Annotated in this window: 16 protein-coding genes; 7 read left to right on the forward strand and 9 right to left on the reverse strand. The window is 73.5% G+C overall.

All coding sequences use genetic code 11. The annotated features are described in order from the left end of the window. Positions 1–50: 50 nt before the first annotated feature. On the reverse strand, positions 51–1,163 hold the full coding sequence (gene cobT / locus ACFVVX_RS01980) for a nicotinate-nucleotide--dimethylbenzimidazole phosphoribosyltransferase (RefSeq protein WP_387940310.1): 1,113 nt from the start codon (positions 1,161–1,163) through the stop codon (positions 51–53). Positions 1,164–1,191: 28 nt separating this feature from the next. Then, positions 1,192–1,764, reverse strand: coding sequence for a bifunctional adenosylcobinamide kinase/adenosylcobinamide-phosphate guanylyltransferase (cobU, locus tag ACFVVX_RS01985; RefSeq protein ID WP_387940312.1), 573 nt, complete (start codon positions 1,762–1,764; stop codon positions 1,192–1,194). Between the two features lie 139 nt (positions 1,765–1,903). On the opposite strand from cobU, the gene ACFVVX_RS01990 reads away from it, so the two are divergent. Then, a complete protein-coding gene (locus ACFVVX_RS01990) occupies positions 1,904–2,104 on the forward strand; it encodes a hypothetical protein (RefSeq protein WP_387940314.1) in 201 nt (66 codons plus the stop codon). Between the two features lie 39 nt (positions 2,105–2,143). Here ACFVVX_RS01990 and ACFVVX_RS01995 read toward each other — a convergent pair whose 3' ends face one another. Beyond that, entirely contained in the window at positions 2,144–2,884 is a 741-nt protein-coding gene (locus ACFVVX_RS01995; RefSeq protein ID WP_387940645.1) for a class I SAM-dependent methyltransferase, read from the reverse strand. A gap of 170 nt (positions 2,885–3,054) precedes the next feature. Then, positions 3,055–3,651 carry a DUF3043 domain-containing protein gene (locus ACFVVX_RS02000; RefSeq protein ID WP_387940316.1) on the reverse strand — a complete coding sequence of 199 codons (597 nt, stop codon included), beginning with the start codon at positions 3,649–3,651 and terminating at the stop codon, positions 3,055–3,057. Positions 3,652–3,951: 300 nt separating this feature from the next. Here ACFVVX_RS02000 and ACFVVX_RS02005 point away from each other — a divergent pair, with 300 nt between their 5' ends. Together ACFVVX_RS02005 and ACFVVX_RS02010 are read left to right on the forward strand one after the other, a co-directional pair. Then, complete coding sequence (locus ACFVVX_RS02005) at positions 3,952–4,761, forward strand: PspA/IM30 family protein (protein WP_387940318.1); 810 nt, start codon at positions 3,952–3,954, stop codon at positions 4,759–4,761. 37 nt (positions 4,762–4,798) lie between these two features. After that, entirely contained in the window at positions 4,799–5,092 is a 294-nt protein-coding gene (locus ACFVVX_RS02010) for a hypothetical protein (protein WP_387940320.1), read from the forward strand. A gap of 75 nt (positions 5,093–5,167) precedes the next feature. Here ACFVVX_RS02010 and nadA read toward each other — a convergent pair whose 3' ends face one another. Then, positions 5,168–6,352, reverse strand: coding sequence for a quinolinate synthase NadA (gene nadA / locus ACFVVX_RS02015; protein ID WP_387940322.1), 1,185 nt, complete (start codon positions 6,350–6,352; stop codon positions 5,168–5,170). Between the two features lie 372 nt (positions 6,353–6,724). Between nadA and ACFVVX_RS02020 the strand changes: the two genes are divergently transcribed. Together ACFVVX_RS02020 and ACFVVX_RS02025 are read left to right on the forward strand one after the other, a co-directional pair. Beyond that, positions 6,725–7,189, forward strand: coding sequence for an Lrp/AsnC family transcriptional regulator (locus ACFVVX_RS02020; protein ID WP_387940324.1), 465 nt, complete (start codon positions 6,725–6,727; stop codon positions 7,187–7,189). Positions 7,190–7,390: 201 nt separating this feature from the next. Then, complete coding sequence (locus ACFVVX_RS02025; RefSeq protein ID WP_387940326.1) at positions 7,391–8,758, forward strand: pyridoxal phosphate-dependent decarboxylase family protein; 1,368 nt, start codon at positions 7,391–7,393, stop codon at positions 8,756–8,758. Between the two features lie 65 nt (positions 8,759–8,823). On the opposite strand, the gene ACFVVX_RS02030 is transcribed toward ACFVVX_RS02025, so the two are convergent. Beyond that, complete coding sequence (locus ACFVVX_RS02030; RefSeq protein ID WP_387940328.1) at positions 8,824–9,693, reverse strand: GNAT family N-acetyltransferase; 870 nt, start codon at positions 9,691–9,693, stop codon at positions 8,824–8,826. 245 nt (positions 9,694–9,938) lie between these two features. Here ACFVVX_RS02030 and ACFVVX_RS02035 point away from each other — a divergent pair, with 245 nt between their 5' ends. Beyond that, positions 9,939–10,292, forward strand: coding sequence for a HesB/IscA family protein (locus ACFVVX_RS02035; RefSeq protein ID WP_387940330.1), 354 nt, complete (start codon positions 9,939–9,941; stop codon positions 10,290–10,292). A 107-nt stretch (positions 10,293–10,399) separates the two neighbouring features. Here the strand turns inward: ACFVVX_RS02035 and ACFVVX_RS02040 are convergent, their stop codons facing one another. Both ACFVVX_RS02040 and ACFVVX_RS02045 read right to left on the reverse strand, forming a co-directional pair. Beyond that, on the reverse strand, positions 10,400–11,146 hold the full coding sequence (locus tag ACFVVX_RS02040) for a hypothetical protein (RefSeq protein ID WP_387940332.1): 747 nt from the start codon (positions 11,144–11,146) through the stop codon (positions 10,400–10,402). Between the two features lie 113 nt (positions 11,147–11,259). Continuing rightward, on the reverse strand, positions 11,260–11,457 hold the full coding sequence (locus tag ACFVVX_RS02045; protein WP_387940334.1) for a hypothetical protein: 198 nt from the start codon (positions 11,455–11,457) through the stop codon (positions 11,260–11,262). A gap of 268 nt (positions 11,458–11,725) precedes the next feature. Between ACFVVX_RS02045 and ACFVVX_RS02050 the strand changes: the two genes are divergently transcribed. Continuing rightward, entirely contained in the window at positions 11,726–12,703 is a 978-nt protein-coding gene (locus tag ACFVVX_RS02050; protein ID WP_387940336.1) for a carbohydrate kinase family protein, read from the forward strand. Here ACFVVX_RS02050 and ACFVVX_RS02055 read toward each other — a convergent pair. Continuing rightward, positions 12,696–14,165 (reverse strand): cysteine desulfurase/sulfurtransferase TusA family protein, encoded by a 1,470-nt coding sequence (locus ACFVVX_RS02055; RefSeq protein WP_387940338.1) that lies wholly within the window; start codon positions 14,163–14,165, stop codon positions 12,696–12,698. The two genes, ACFVVX_RS02050 and ACFVVX_RS02055, sit on opposite strands and share 8 nt — an antisense overlap. Between the last annotated feature and the right edge of the window lie 5 nt (positions 14,166–14,170).

Raw genomic sequence — 14,170 nt, forward strand, 5'->3', positions numbered from 1 at the left:
CGCGGGGAGCGAGGGCCGGGGCGCTCGTCGGCGCCCCGGGCCGTCCGGGCTCAGACCCGGCTCAGCAGCTCCGCCGCCGAGGGCAGCTTCGGCTGCTCCTTCGGCGCCGCCGGGACGAACGGCGTGGGGGAGTGCTCGGCCAGGGTGTCCGCCGCGGCCTGGAGCAGCGGCAGCGCCATCAGCGCGCCGACGCCCTCGCCCATGGTGATCTCCTGCTCCTGCAACGGGGTCAGGGTCAGCCGGTCGTAGGCCTTCGCCTGGGCCGGCTCGCCGCTGGACTGCCCGGCGCGCCACCACTCGGGCGCCCGGAACGCGATCCGCTGCGCGACCAGCGCGCAGGCCGAGGAGACCACGCCGTCCAGCACCACCGGCAGCTTGCGCACGGCGGCCTGCAGCAGGAAGCCGGTGATCGCCGCGAAGTCGGCGCCGCCGGTGGTGCCCAGCAGCGCCAGCTGGTCGCCGAGCACGGGCCGGGCCCGCCGCAGCGAGTCCCGGACGGTCGCGCACTTGACCATCCACACGTTGTCGTCGATGCCCGAGCCGCGCCCGGTCACCGCGGCCGCGTCGGTCCCGCAGAGCGCGCCGACCAGGACGGCGGCCACCGTGGTCGAGCCGACCCCGAGGTCGCCCAGCACCACCAGGTCCGTCCCGGCGTCGGCCTCCTCGTCGGCGACCGCCATGCCGGCCCGGAACGCCCTGGCCGTCTCCTCGGGCGTCAGCGCGTCCTCGACGTCGATCCGGCCGGAGCCGCGCCGCACCCGGTGTGCGACCACGTCGTCGGGGAAGTCCGACAGGTCCGCGTCCACCGCGATGTCGACCACCCGCACCTCGGCGCCGAAGCGCCGGGCGAGCAGGGCGACCGGCGCGGTGCCGTCCAGGACCGCCCGGACCCGGGCGGCCGTGCCGCCCCGGGGCAGCCGGGACACGCCGAGGGAGGCCACCCCGTGGTCGGCGGCGAACAGCAGCACCTTGGGCGCCGACAGCGGCCGTACCGGGGAGCGCCCCTGTACGGACGAAAGCCAGCTGCCCAGCTCCTCCAGCCGGCCGAGCCCGCCGCGGGGCCGCTCCAGCGCCTGCCAGCGCTCGTCGGCGGCCCGCCGGGCGCTCTCGTCGGGGCGCTCGACGAGCGAGGAGAACGTATCGAGATCCACGGTCGTGTCCATCGGTCGGAAGGCTACACGTCGCCGGTGCTCAGCCAGCGGCGGGCTTGACTTGCAGAACCTGCCCCGCCACCACCAGCAGCACACGCTCCGAGGCGTCCGCCACCGCCATGTTCAGCCGGCCCAGCGTGTCGCGGAAGCGGCGGCCCGAGGCGGTCGCCGGGACGACACCCATCCCGACCTCGTTGCTGACCGCGACGACCTGCCGTCCGCTCGCCCCCCAGGCCCGGGCCAGCGCGTCGCAGCGGGCCTGCACCGCGGCCTCGCCGCCGTCCGCCCACACCCGGTCGTCCCAGGCGCCGCACTCGTCCATCACCGCGGTCAGCCACAGCGCCAGGCAGTCGATCAGCACCGGTGCCCGGTCGGCGGAGTCCGCCAGCACCGCCTCCAGGTCGCAGGTCTCGGCGGTGCGCCAGCTCGCCGGGCGCCGCTCCCGGTGCAGCGCGACCCGCTGGGCCCACTCGCCGTCGCCGTCCCGGGTGCCGCTGGTGGCCACGTACAGCACGTCCGGGTACGCGGCGAGCAGCTGCTCGGCCTTGGTGGACTTGCCGGAGCGCGCGCCGCCGAGGAGCAGCGTGCGGGGGAGTGCGAGGTCGGGTGCCATGGGCCCATCCTGCCAAGGGGGCGCCCCACGGGCCGGGCGGGGCCCGCGATGCCGGGCCCCGCGAGGCATAGGGAAGATCCCACCGGGCAGGCTAAGGTGCGCAGCAACACAGGCACGTCGTCGGCGGGAGGAACCGGGCATGGTCTGGACGTGGCGGTACGAGAAGACGGACGGCACCGTGGTGGCCCCGAGCGGGCCGCTGGAGGAGTTCGCCGGCCAGGGGGACGCCGAGACCTGGATCGGGGAGAGCTGGAAGCAGCTGGTCGAGGACGGCGTGGACACCGCCGTACTGCTCGACGACGACCGGGAGATCTACTCGATGAGCCTGCACGAGGGCTGAGCCCCCCCCGGGCCACCCGGCCGGCCGGCCCGGCCGGTGCTACTTGGCGCCGAAGACGTGCAGCAGCGCGGCGACCTGCCGGTAGGGGTCGGTGCGTCCGGCCTTGTCCTCGGCCTCCAGCAGCTGCGCCAGCTGCCGGCCGTCCACCGGGGGCGCCGCGTCGTCGGGCGCGTTGTCGGTGAAGACCCGCACGCCGTACCAGTGCTTCAGCGGCACCGAGACCTCGGAGAGCGTGACGGCGAGGTCGGCGAGCCGGTCGGCCCGGGCGGCCAGACCGAGCCGGTTGTAGTAGCGGTCGCTCTCGAAGGCGTGCAGGGCGGCCCGCCAGTCCCCGGCGGCGGCGGGCCGCAGGGCCAGCGCGTCGCGGTTGCGGACCAGCAGCGAGAGCAGCCCGCCGGGCGCGAGCAGCCGGGCCAGCGAGGCGATCATCGGGTCCGGGTCGGGCAGGTACATCAGGACGCCGTGGCAGAGCACCACGTCGAAGCTGCGCGGTCCGAACCAGCGCCCGCACTGGTGGCCGTCGCCGCTGAGCAGCTGCATCCGGCCGCGGACCTCGGGCGGCTCCTCGGCGAGCGCGCCCTGGGCGACGCCGAGGGCGACCGGGTCGGAGTCGATGCCGGTGACGAAGTGGCCGGCCCGGGCCAGGCGCAGCGCCTGGGTGCCCTGGCCGCAGCCGATGTCGAGGACGCGCTGGGCGCTGCGGCCGACCAGCTGCTCGGCGAGCTGCCGGGCGACCAGTTCCTGCCGGACGAGGTTGCGCAGGCCCCCGAGCCGCTCCAGCCACGGCCCGGTGCCGCCGGCGAAGGAGCCGCTGCGCGAGGGCAGCCGGTCATGGGACTGGCGTTCCTGGGCGAGGCGGTCGTGGCCGCCGGCGCCCTGACCGGGCAGTGCGTACAGGCCGGGCCCCTCCCAGGAGGGCGGGGCCCAGCCGGAGTCCACCGGTTCGGCGGTCAGGGCTTCTCCCCGCGCCGCACCTGCGGCTTGGGCAGCCGCAGCCTGCGCATCTGCAGGATGCGCATCAGGCCGTACGCGACCGCACCGCGGGTGTTCTGGCCGGCGAAGCGCTCGGCGAGCTGCTTGCGCAGACCGAAGCCGAGGCGGACGAAGTCCAGCACCACGAGCACGAAGAACAGCAGGAACAGCACGGTGGAGAGCAGCTGGAGGGCCGGCACCTTGACGATGCTGAGCACCAGGATGACCACCGCGGCGGGCAGGAAGAACTCGGCGAGCGACCAGCGGGCGTCGACGAAGTCCCGGGTGAACTTGCGCACCGGGCCCTTGTCACGGGCCGGCAGGTGCCGCTCGTCGCCCTCCAGCAGCGCGGTGCGCTGCTTCTCGCGCTCGACGCGCATCCGGTCACGGGCCTGGCGGGAGGCCTCCTTGCGGTCCTTGGGCACGGTCACCCGGGTGCGCCGGTGGGCCTCGGCCTCACTGCGCTTGGGCGTGGGTCGGCCCTTCTTCGCCTGCGGGTCGCGCGGCTGGGTCTCGTCCTGCTTCTCCAGCACGGCGGCGGAGGCGGCGGCATCATCTGAACGGCGTCGGAACACACCACCAGCGTACGGGGTGCCGGGCGGCTTCTTCGGGTGCCCTCGGACCCAAACGCATATCGATCGCGGCCGACCCCGCCGGTCGGAGGGTTTCCCACCCCCTTCCCGTAGGGGATCACTCCGATGGACGCATCGGGGAATGAGGGGCGGATCCACCCCGGGGATGAGGCACCGGCGGGGTCGCTGTAGCAGTCTTGTTGCAGGCAGGTGCACTGCGGCGACGGGCTCGCTGCACATACACTCGTCGTGTCTGGTAACGAGATAGAGACCGCAGGCCGGAGAAGGGGGCACCCGAGGCCCATGAGCGACGGAATCATGAAGCGTATGGGGCTGATCTTCCGCTCCAAGGCGAACAAAGCCTTGGACCGGGCGGAGGATCCGCGTGAAACGCTCGACTACTCGTACCAGAAGCAGCTCGAGCTGCTGCAGAAGGTGCGACGGGGCGTCGCGGACGTAGCCACCTCGCGCAAGCGCCTGGAACTCCAGCTGACCCAGCTCCAGCAGCAGTCCGCGAAGTACGAGGACCAGGGCCGCAAGGCGCTGTCCCTCGGCCGCGAGGACCTCGCGCGCGAGGCGCTGACCCGCAAGGCCAGCATGCAGTCCCAGATCACCGATCTGGAGACGCAGTACCAGCAGCTCCAGGCCGAGGAGGAGAAGCTCACGCTCGCCTCCCAGCGGCTGCAGGCCAAGGTGGACGCCTTCCGCACCAAGAAGGAGACCATCAAGGCCACCTACACCGCCGCCCAGGCGCAGACCAGGATCGCGGAGTCCTTCTCCGGGATCTCGGAGGAGATGGGCGACGTCGGCCTGGCGATCCAGCGGGCCGAGGACAAGACCGCCCAGATGCAGGCCCGCGCGGGCGCGATCGACGAGCTGCTGGCCTCCGGTGCGCTCGACGACGCCAGCGGGCTCGGCCGCAAGGACGACATCGAGGCGGAGCTGGAGCGGGTGGCCGGCGGCTCGGACGTCGAGCTGGAGCTGGCCCGGATGAAGGCGGAGCTGACCGGTGGCTCCCCGGCCGCCGGCCCGCAGGCCATCGAGCAGGGCAAGCAGCAGCAGCACGACGCGCCGCCGCAGCAGACCCCGCCCACCATCAACTACAACAAGTGATCTGAGCTTCACCCCACGAAGCAGGGAGACGCACGGCATGATCATGAGGGTCATGGGTGAGGGGCAGTTCCAGGTCGGCGAAGCCCACCTGAACCGGCTCAACGAGCTCGACGATGAGCTGCTCACCGCACTGGAGTCGGGGGACGAGGAGCACTTCCACCGAGCGCTCGGCGAGTTGCTGGGCGCGGTGAAGGAGTTCGGAACCCCGCTGCCGGACGACTCGTTGGAGCCGTCCGACCTGATCCTTCCGGATGCCGATGCGACGATCGACGAGGTCCGGCAGCTGTTGCGGGCCGAGGGTGACGGCCTGATCCCCGGCATTCCCGAATAGCCGCCGTCTCGCGCCAGACGCAAGGGCGGGCCCCCTCCACCGCGGAGGGGGCCCGCCCTTCGGCGTACGGCCGGGCTACGGCAGGGCGAGCATCCGGTCCAGCGCCGCCTTGGCGTACTTCTCGGTCTCCGGGTCGACGCTGATCACGTTCGGCACCCGGCCCTCGACCAGCGACTCCAGCGCCCAGACCAGGTGCGGCAGGTCGATCCGGTTCATGGTGGAGCAGAAGCAGACCGCGCGGTCGAGGAAGACGACCTCCTTGTCCGGGTGCGCCTTGGCCAGCCGGCGGACCAGGTTGAGCTCGGTGCCGATGGCCCACTTGGAGCCGGGCTCGGCCGCGTCCAGGGCCTTGATGATGTACTCGGTCGAGCCCACCATGTCGGCCGCCGCGACGACCTCGTGCCGGCACTCCGGGTGCACCAGCACGGTGACGCCCGGGACGCGCTCGCGGACGTCGTTGACCGAGTCCAGCGAGAACCGGCCGTGCACCGAGCAGTGCCCGCGCCAGAGGATCATCTTGGCGTTCCGCAGCTGCTCGGCGGTCAGGCCGCCGTTCGGCTTGTGCGGGTTGTAGAGCACGCAGTCGTCCAGCGAGAAGCCCATGTCGCGCACGGCGGTGTTGCGGCCCAGGTGCTGGTCGGGCAGGAAGAGGACCTTCTGCCCCTGCTCGAAGGCCCACTCCAGCGCCCGCTTGGCGTTGGAGGAGGTGCAGATCGTGCCGCCGTGCTTGCCGGTGAAGGCCTTGATGTCGGCGGAGGAGTTCATGTACGAGACCGGGACGGTCTCGCCGGCTATGCCGGCGTCGGTGAGCACGTCCCAGCACTCGGCGACCTGCTCGGCGGTGGCCATGTCGGCCATCGAACAGCCGGCCGCGAGGTCCGGCAGGACGACCTGCTGGGCGTCGGTGGTGAGGATGTCCGCCGACTCGGCCATGAAGTGCACGCCGCAGAAGACGATGTACTCGGCCTCCGGGCGGGCGGCCGCGTCCCGGGCGAGCTTGAAGGAGTCGCCGGTGACGTCGGCGAACTCGATCACCTCGTCGCGCTGGTAGTGGTGGCCGAGGATGAAGACGCGGTCACCGAGCGCGGCCTTGGCCGCGCGGGCGCGCTCGACGAGGTCGGGGTCGGAGGCGGCCGGGAGGTCGCCCGGGCACTCGACGCCGCGCTCGCTGTTCGGGTCGGCCTCACGGCCGAGCAGCAGCAGAGCGAGCGGCGTCGGTGTGGGGTCGACGCCGTAGGTCTCGGTGATGGTGGTGGTCACGGGCGGGTGCCCTTCTGTGCGGCCGATCAGTCGGTGCAGCCTTCTCGTCTATCTGACGCTATCTATGATAACCGGTTAGCGTCAGACTGACGATGGCCATCCTGTCGATGTGACGAGAACCGCTTGCCGGTTCGGACCGTCCGGCGGCGCCGCGAGCGCGGTACACCGGTGTCCGGCGTGGTCGAATCGGTGTCCGGGCCCGATCGCACCGGCTGTCGACGGACATGATCGTCCGGCTCGCCGACCGGGAGCGGACCACCGGCCGTCATCTGCCAGCGGTGGACTCGGTCCTGTCATCCGCCAGAATGGTGCCGAACCGTTTCGGCGGCCGCCGCCCCGCCGATCCCGTACGACCAGTGGAGCCCCGCACCGATGAGCAGCAGCCGAGCGCACGAGGTGGGCGGGGCAGCCCTGGACGACACCGACCGGCTCCTCCTCGCCCGACTGGGCAGTGACGGGCGCGCCTCGTACGCCGAGATCGGGCTCCAGGTGAACCTCTCCGCCACCGCGGTCCGCCGCCGGATCGACCGGCTGCGGGCACGCGGCATCGTCCGCGGCTTCACCGTCGTCCTCGACCCGTCCGTGCTCGGCTGGCAGACCGAGGCCTTCGTCGAGGTCTACTGCCGCGAGCGCACCGCCCCCGAGGAGATCCTCGCCAGCCTGCGCCAGTTCCCCGAGGTGGTCGCCGCCTGGACGGTCACCGGCGACCCGGACGCCCTGGTGCACCTGCGGGCGCCCGACATGCGGCACCTGGAGGCCGTCATCGAGCGCATCCGCAAGGAGCCCGGCGTGCAGCGCAGCCGCTCCTCCGTGGTGCTCTCCCAGCTCATCGGCTGACCCCGTCCGGACCACTCGGCAGGCTGCGCAGGAATCCTGCGCGCGGCCCGTCGAAGACGCCCGAAACCTGCCTGACCAGCCGCGTTCCGACGCGCGGGGAAGGCCCACCACTGCCTAGGCTGATCTCGTCCGGAGCGCGCCGCGAATCCCTCACACGCCACCGGGCCTCCCCCCGACACCCCACAGCCGAGAGGGACACCCGTGTCCGCAGCCCCCGACCGCATGCACCGGCCCGACAACGAGCTGGTCGACCTGGTATTCGACTACATGCGGGAGCGGCTGCAGTACGACCCCGTCCCGCTCGACCACCCCGGCGACGGCGAGCACCTGCGCTCCCAGCTGGCCGGACTGCTCAACCCGCACGGCAACAGCCCGGCCGACGTGCTCAAGCTCTACGACCACGAGCTGTCCCGCGCGGTGATCTCCGCCGACAGCCCGCGCTACCTGTCCTTCATCCCGTGCGCCCCCACCAAGGCCGCGCTGCTCTTCGACATGGTCGTCTCCTGCGCCTCCCTGCAGGGCATCTCCTGGCTGGAGGCGGCCGGCGCGATCGCCGCCGAGAACCAGGTGCTCCGCCTGATAGCGGACCGCGCCGGCATGCCCGACACGGCGGGCGGCACCTTCGTCTCCGGCGGCTCGGCGGGCAACCTCTCCGCCCTGGTGGTCGCCCGCGACACCGCCCGCCGCCGGCTCGGCGTCGGCCCGGAGGCCCGGCTGCGGATCGCCGTCGCCGACCAGGTGCACTCCTCGGTCAAGAACACCTTCAACATCATCGGCGTGGAGGCCTTCAAGGTCCCGACCGTCGATCGCCGCTTCACCGGCGAGGCACTGCGCGCCGCCCTGGCCGCCGACCCGAACCCGGAGACCGTCATCGCGGTCGTCGGCACCGCCGGCACCACCAACGAGGGCATCGTCGACGACCTCCAGGGCCTCTCCGAGGTCGCCCGCGAGCGCGACCTCTGGTTCCACGTGGACGGCGCCTACGGCGGCGCGGGCCTGTTCGCCCCGTCCGTGCGCGAGCGCTACAACGGCATCGAGCACGCCGACTCCTTCGTCGTCGACCCGCACAAGTGGCTGTTCGCGCCCTTCGACTGCGCCGCGCTGCTCTACCGCAACCCGCAGCTCGCCCGCGCCGTGCACACCCAGGACGCCTCCTACCTGGACGTCCTGCACACCGAGGGCGACGAGTGGAACCCCACCGACTACGCCTACCACCTGACCCGGCGCGCCCGCGGCCTGCCGCTCTGGTTCTCGCTCGCCGTGCACGGCACCCAGGCGTACACCGACGCCATCGAGACCGGCCTCACGCTGGCCCGGGACACCGCCCAGCTGATCCGCGACAGCGAGCACCTGGAGCTCCTGTTCGACCCGCAGCTGTCGGCGGTCTGCTTCCGCCGCACCGGCTGGACCGGCGAGGACTACTACCGCTGGTCGCAGCAGCTGCTCGCGGACCAGATCGGCTTCGTCACCCCGACCGGCTGGGACGGCGAGACGGTCGCCCGCTTCGCCTTCCTGCACCCGGGCACCACGATGGAGATGGTCCGGGAGATCCTGGACACCATGGTCTGACCGCGACGGCCCGGACGGGCTCCGCGCACACCCCCGCCGGGTCCGCCCGGCGGGGGTGCCGTCGTCTACAGCAGCGCGCCGTCCGGCAGGTACGGCGCGGGCGGCCGCATCCCGCGCATCCCCAGGTAGCCCCGGGTCTGCGGGGTGAGGCCCAGCTCCAGGCCCACGTCCAGCGCCCACTCCTGCTCGGCGGTCAGGTGCTCCACCCGCGCCTCCACCCCGGCCGGCACCCGGGCCAGCGCCTCGCGCAGCAGCCGGGCCGCGATCCGCTTCGAGGTCGCGGCCAGCAGCCTCACCTCGCCGCCGTCCCGGTAGCAGTAGCCGCTGCCGGCCAGCGCGTCGGCGACCAGCAGCTCCTCGCAGTGGGCCAGCATCAGCTCGTGGTCCGACCCGTGCGCGGCGCCGCGCAGCCGCCGGTCCACCGAGTCCAGCAGGTGCCGGTGGGCGCCGTTGCCGGGGTGCACCGGGATGTCCCCGGGGTCGAGCAGCCCGGAGCGGTCCACCTGCCCGGTCAGCCGCATCGCCGGGTGCAGGGTGAACCCGGCCAGCCGGTGGCGGCGGGCCGCGGCCGGGGACGGCGAGCCGCACAGCATCCCGCGCAGACAGCCCCGCCCGTACGCGGCGGCCCGCTCCAGCAGCAGCCGCCCCACGCCCTTGCCCTGGGCCTCGGGCCGCACCGCGAACAGCGCCAGGACCCACAGGCCCTCGCGGCGCAGCGACAGCACCGTGCCGATCGGTTCGCCGTCGCTCTCCGCCAGCCAGCAGCCCTGCGGGTCGGTGCCCACCAGGTGTCTCGTCCGGGCCAGCTGGAACACCGGCGGCGCGTCCGCGGGCGGGCCGCCGGGCGGATCCGCGAGCGGGGCCAGCGCGGCGCGGGCGATGGACTGGACGGCCTCCGCGTCGGCGGCGGTGTCCTGGACCTGGCGCAGGAGCATGCCGTCCATCCTGGCCGTCCGGGCGCCCGCGCGGGGCCGGTTCGCCCGGATCCACCGCTCGGGCGGTGACCGTGCCCCGCGGGTTGTGCGAGCATGGGGAGCGTAGGGGAGCGGGTGGTACACCCGGCCCACGAGAAATTCCGCCGCCGAAGTCGTGCGAAACACACCCACCGTCCGGGAAATGAATCCGGGCGGTCGTTGGTTGGCACTGGCGGCAGACCGTCGTCAAGACCGGGAGAAAGCAGATGACCGTCCAGGACGAGACCACCGTCGAGAGTGGCATCCTCCTTACCGATGCCGCCGCGGCCAAGGTCAAGGGCCTGCTGGAGCAGGAGGGCCGCGAGGACCTCGCACTGCGCGTCGCCGTCCAGCCCGGTGGCTGCTCCGGCCTGCGTTACCAGCTGTTCTTCGACGAGCGTTCGCTCGACGGCGACGTGCTCAAGGACTTCGGCGGCGTCAAGGTCGTCACCGACCGGATGAGCGCCCCGTACCTCGGCGGTGCCACCGTCGACTTCGTGGACACCATCGAGAAGCAGGGCTTCACGATCGACAACCCGAACGCCACGGGCTCCTGCGCCTGCGGCGACTCGTTCAGCTAGGCACTGGTTCGGCCGGGCAACCGAAGGGTTGAACGGCCGAGCAGCACGACGGAGGCGGCCCCGGGTGATCCCGGGGCCGCCTCCGTCGTACCGTCGCGCGGGCGCCGCTACTGCGGCCCGCCGGCGACCTCGGGGCCGACCGGGTCCGGGCCGATCCGCGGGTCGGCGTCCAGCGGGACGGGCTGGCCGCTCGACTGGTCGGTCACCGCCCGGCCCATCAGCGGCTGCTTCAGGTCGGCGACCACCGTCTGCCGCTTCGCGATCTCGTTGCAGGCCTGCCCGGCGGGGACCGGTGCCGCGATCACCACCCGGATGTCCACCCGCCCCGGGTGCGACTCGTCCGCCTTCAGCCCGTACTTCTCGCAGATCCCGCCGTAGAACCAGACCGTCAGCCTGTTGCCGTCCGCCCGGTAGGTGATCGCCGGATGGGTCGACGGCCCGTTCGGCGCCGGCTCGCCGACCGCGATGCCGTTGCCCGGAGGCGTGGGCGCCGGAGTCGGCGACTGGGGCGGCTTCGGCGGCACGGTCGCCGGTGAGGGGCTGGCCGGCCGCGGATCGGGGGTGGGCGCCGAGGGATCGGCCGGCGGGGTCGCCACCGGCGGGGAGCCGGGGTCGGGCGTCGTGGCCGGTGCCGGGACCGACGCCGAGCCCGAAGCCGAGGCGGAGGGCGCGGTGGCCGAGGCGGACGCGGTCGTGCTCGCGGCCGCGTCCGAGGCGGACTTGCCGTCCCCGTCGCACCCGGCCACCGCGGTGACCGCGGCCAGTACCAGGGCGGCCAGTGCCGCCGCCCGCCGTCCGCGCGGCCGACCGGCGTGCGGACGACCGGTACGCCTGGGCATCGTCTCCAGATCCATCTGAACATCCTCCCGAGGGTTCGGCGGCACCGCCTTCACGGCTGCACCGCGGGGATGTGACGTGCCCCGGACCATTCCGGTTCCCGTCGGGCCCCAGGACCCCCGGACCGCCCCTACAGCCCGTATTCGGCCATTCCCGCGACCACCCGCTGGGCCCCGGAGGACACCCGGATACCGGGGCCGGCGGGCGCACTGGGCTCCGGCCCGGTCGCCAGCAGCGGCCAGAACCGCCGCAGCCGCCGGGAGGAGTGCACCAGCGCGTCGAGCGTCTCGCCGTCCGCGTCACCCCGCAGAGCTGCGGGAACACGCATCGGGTGCTGACTGGGCATCATCGGCCATCGCTCCGATCCACCGTGCCGTGGCCGTGCTGCCACGGTCCTGTGAGGCCCGAACCGGGCCCCTGTCAGCGACCCTAGGCCGCCCGTCGGGCCGCCACCAGGGCTACCCGGAGGTAGTACACCTTCGGGCCCGGAGGGTGCCGAAAGAGGCGGTCTTGCTGCCGCCCGCCCCCCGCCCGGTACCGTGGGTGGGTTCGCCCCCGCTGTCCAGTGGCATGCCGCCATCCTGAGGAGACCTTCCGTGCGTATCGCCGTCGCCGGCTCGATCGCGACCGATCATCTGATGACGTTCCCCGGTCGGTTCGCCGACCAGCTCGTCGCCGAGCAGCTGCACACCGTGTCGTTGTCCTTCCTGGTCGACACCCTCGACATCCGTCGTGGCGGTGTCGCCCCGAACATCGCGTTCGGCATGGGCGTCCTCGGACTGCGCCCGGTCCTGGTCGGCGCGGCCGGCGCGGACTTCGCCGAGTACCGCGGCTGGCTGGAGCGCAACAACGTGGACTGCGACTCCGTCCACATCTCCGAGACCAGGCACACCGCCCGCTTCATGTGCACCACGGACGAGGACCACAACCAGATCGCCTCGTTCTACACCGGCGCCATGGCGGAGGCCCGCAACATCGAGCTGAAGCCGGTCGTCGACCGCGTCGGCGGCCTGGACCTCGTGCTGATCGGCGCCGACGACCCGCAGGCGATGGTCCGGCACACCCAGGAGTGCCGCACCCGCGGCTACGCCTTCGCCGCCGACCCCTCCCAGCAGCTCGCCCGCCTGGAGGGCGACGACATCCGCGACATCGTCGACGGCGCCGCGTACCTGTTCACCAACGAGTACGAGGCCGCGCTGATCGAGAGCAAGACCGGCTGGGACGCCGACGAGATCCTCACCAGGGTCGGCACCCGGATCACCACCCTGGGCAGCAAGGGCGTCCGGATCGACCGCAAGGGCGAGGCCCCGGTCGTGGTCGGCTGCGCCCCCGAGGAGGCCAAGGTCGACCCGACCGGCGTCGGCGACGCCTTCCGGGCCGGCTTCCTGGCGGGCCTGTCCTGGGACCTGGAGCTGGAGCGCTCCGCCCAGCTCGGCTGCATGCTCGCCACCCTGGTGATCGAGACCGTCGGCACCCAGGAGTACGAGCTGCGCCCGAACGCCTTCCTGGCGCGCTTCGAGGCCGCCTACGGCGCCGAGGCCGCCGCGGACATCCGCGCGCACCTGGTCAAGTAGTCCGCCGGACCAGGTAGGCCGAGCCCCGGTCGCCGCCGAAGTCGGCGGCCGGGGCCTCGCCCGCGTACTCCTGCCCGCGCATCCCGCACCAGGCCGGGATGTCCAGCCGGGCGGCCTCGTCGTCCGCCAGCACGGCGATCGTCCCGCCCAGCGGCACCGCGCCGATCCGCTTCGCCAGCTCGATCACGGGCAGCGGGCAGCGCTTGCCCAGCGCGTCGACCACGGTGACCGGATCGTCCGCCCCGGGGCGGTCGTCGCCGCCACCCCCCGCGCCGGTGGGCGCGGCCCGCCCCGTGGCCGCCGGCGCCGGCAGGTCCAGCCCCAGCGGTGCGCGGACCTCGTCGACGATCCCGGGCAGCACGGCGAGGAAGCGCTCCACGTCGGCCTCGGCCGCGTCGAACGGCAGCGAGACCCGGATGTTCCCCTCGGTGAGCACGCCCATCGCGGACAGGACGTGGCTCGGCGTCAGCGTGGAGGAGGTGCAGGAGGACCCGGAGGAGACCGCGAAGCCGGCCCGGTCCAGCCCGGTCAGCAGCACCTCGCCGTCGACGTACAGGCAGGAGAAGGTGACGAGGTGCGGCAGCCGCCGGACCGGGTCGCCGACCACCTCCACCTCGGGCACCAGCTGCGGCACCGCGCTCCGGATCCGCTCGACCAGGGCGTGCAGTCGGGCGTTCTCCCGGTCGGCCTCGGCCCGGACCGCGCGCAGCGAGGCGGCCGCGGCGACGATCGCCGGGACGTTGACGTAGCCCGGGACCCTGCCGCCCTCCCGCTCGTCGGCCGGCAGCGGCGACGCGTAGCGCACGCCCTTGCGCACCGCCAGCACCCCGACCCCGGCCGGCCCGCCCCACTTGTGCGCACTGGCCGTCAGCAGCGACCAGCCGCCGGGCACGTCCATCCGCCCGGCGCTCTGCGCGGCGTCCACCAGCAGCGGGACGCCGTTGCACAGGGCGGCCACCTCGGCCACCGGCTGGACCGTCCCCACCTCGTGGTTGGCGGACTGCAGCACGGCGAGCGCGGTGTCCGGCCGCAGCGCGGCGGCGAAGCCGTCGGGGGAGACCCGGCCGAGCCGGTCCACCGGGACGACCGAGACGCTGCCGCCGGCCGCCTCGTGCCGCTCGGCGGTGTGCAGCACGCTGGAGTGCTCGACGGCGGAGTGCACCAGGTGCCCGCCGCGCCGCCGGTTGCCGGCCAGCGCACCCAGGACGCCCAGCTGGACGGCCTGCGTCCCGCTCGCCGTGAAGGAGATCTCGTCGGCCCGGGCGCCCAGCACCCCGGCCACCGTCTCGCGGGCGGCGTCCAGCAGCATCCGGGCCTGCCGCCCGGAGCGGTACAGCCGGGCCGGATCGGCCCAGCCCTCGTCCAGGGCGGCGGTCAGCGCCTGCCGCGCGACGGGGTGGAGCGGTGCGGTGGAGGCCACATCGAAGTACACGCTCACATTTAACGACACTCCCGGGTGCATTCCGG

Source organism: Kitasatospora sp. NPDC058170 (genome assembly GCF_042883905.1).
Classification (GTDB): Bacteria; Actinomycetota; Actinomycetes; order Streptomycetales; family Streptomycetaceae; genus Kitasatospora.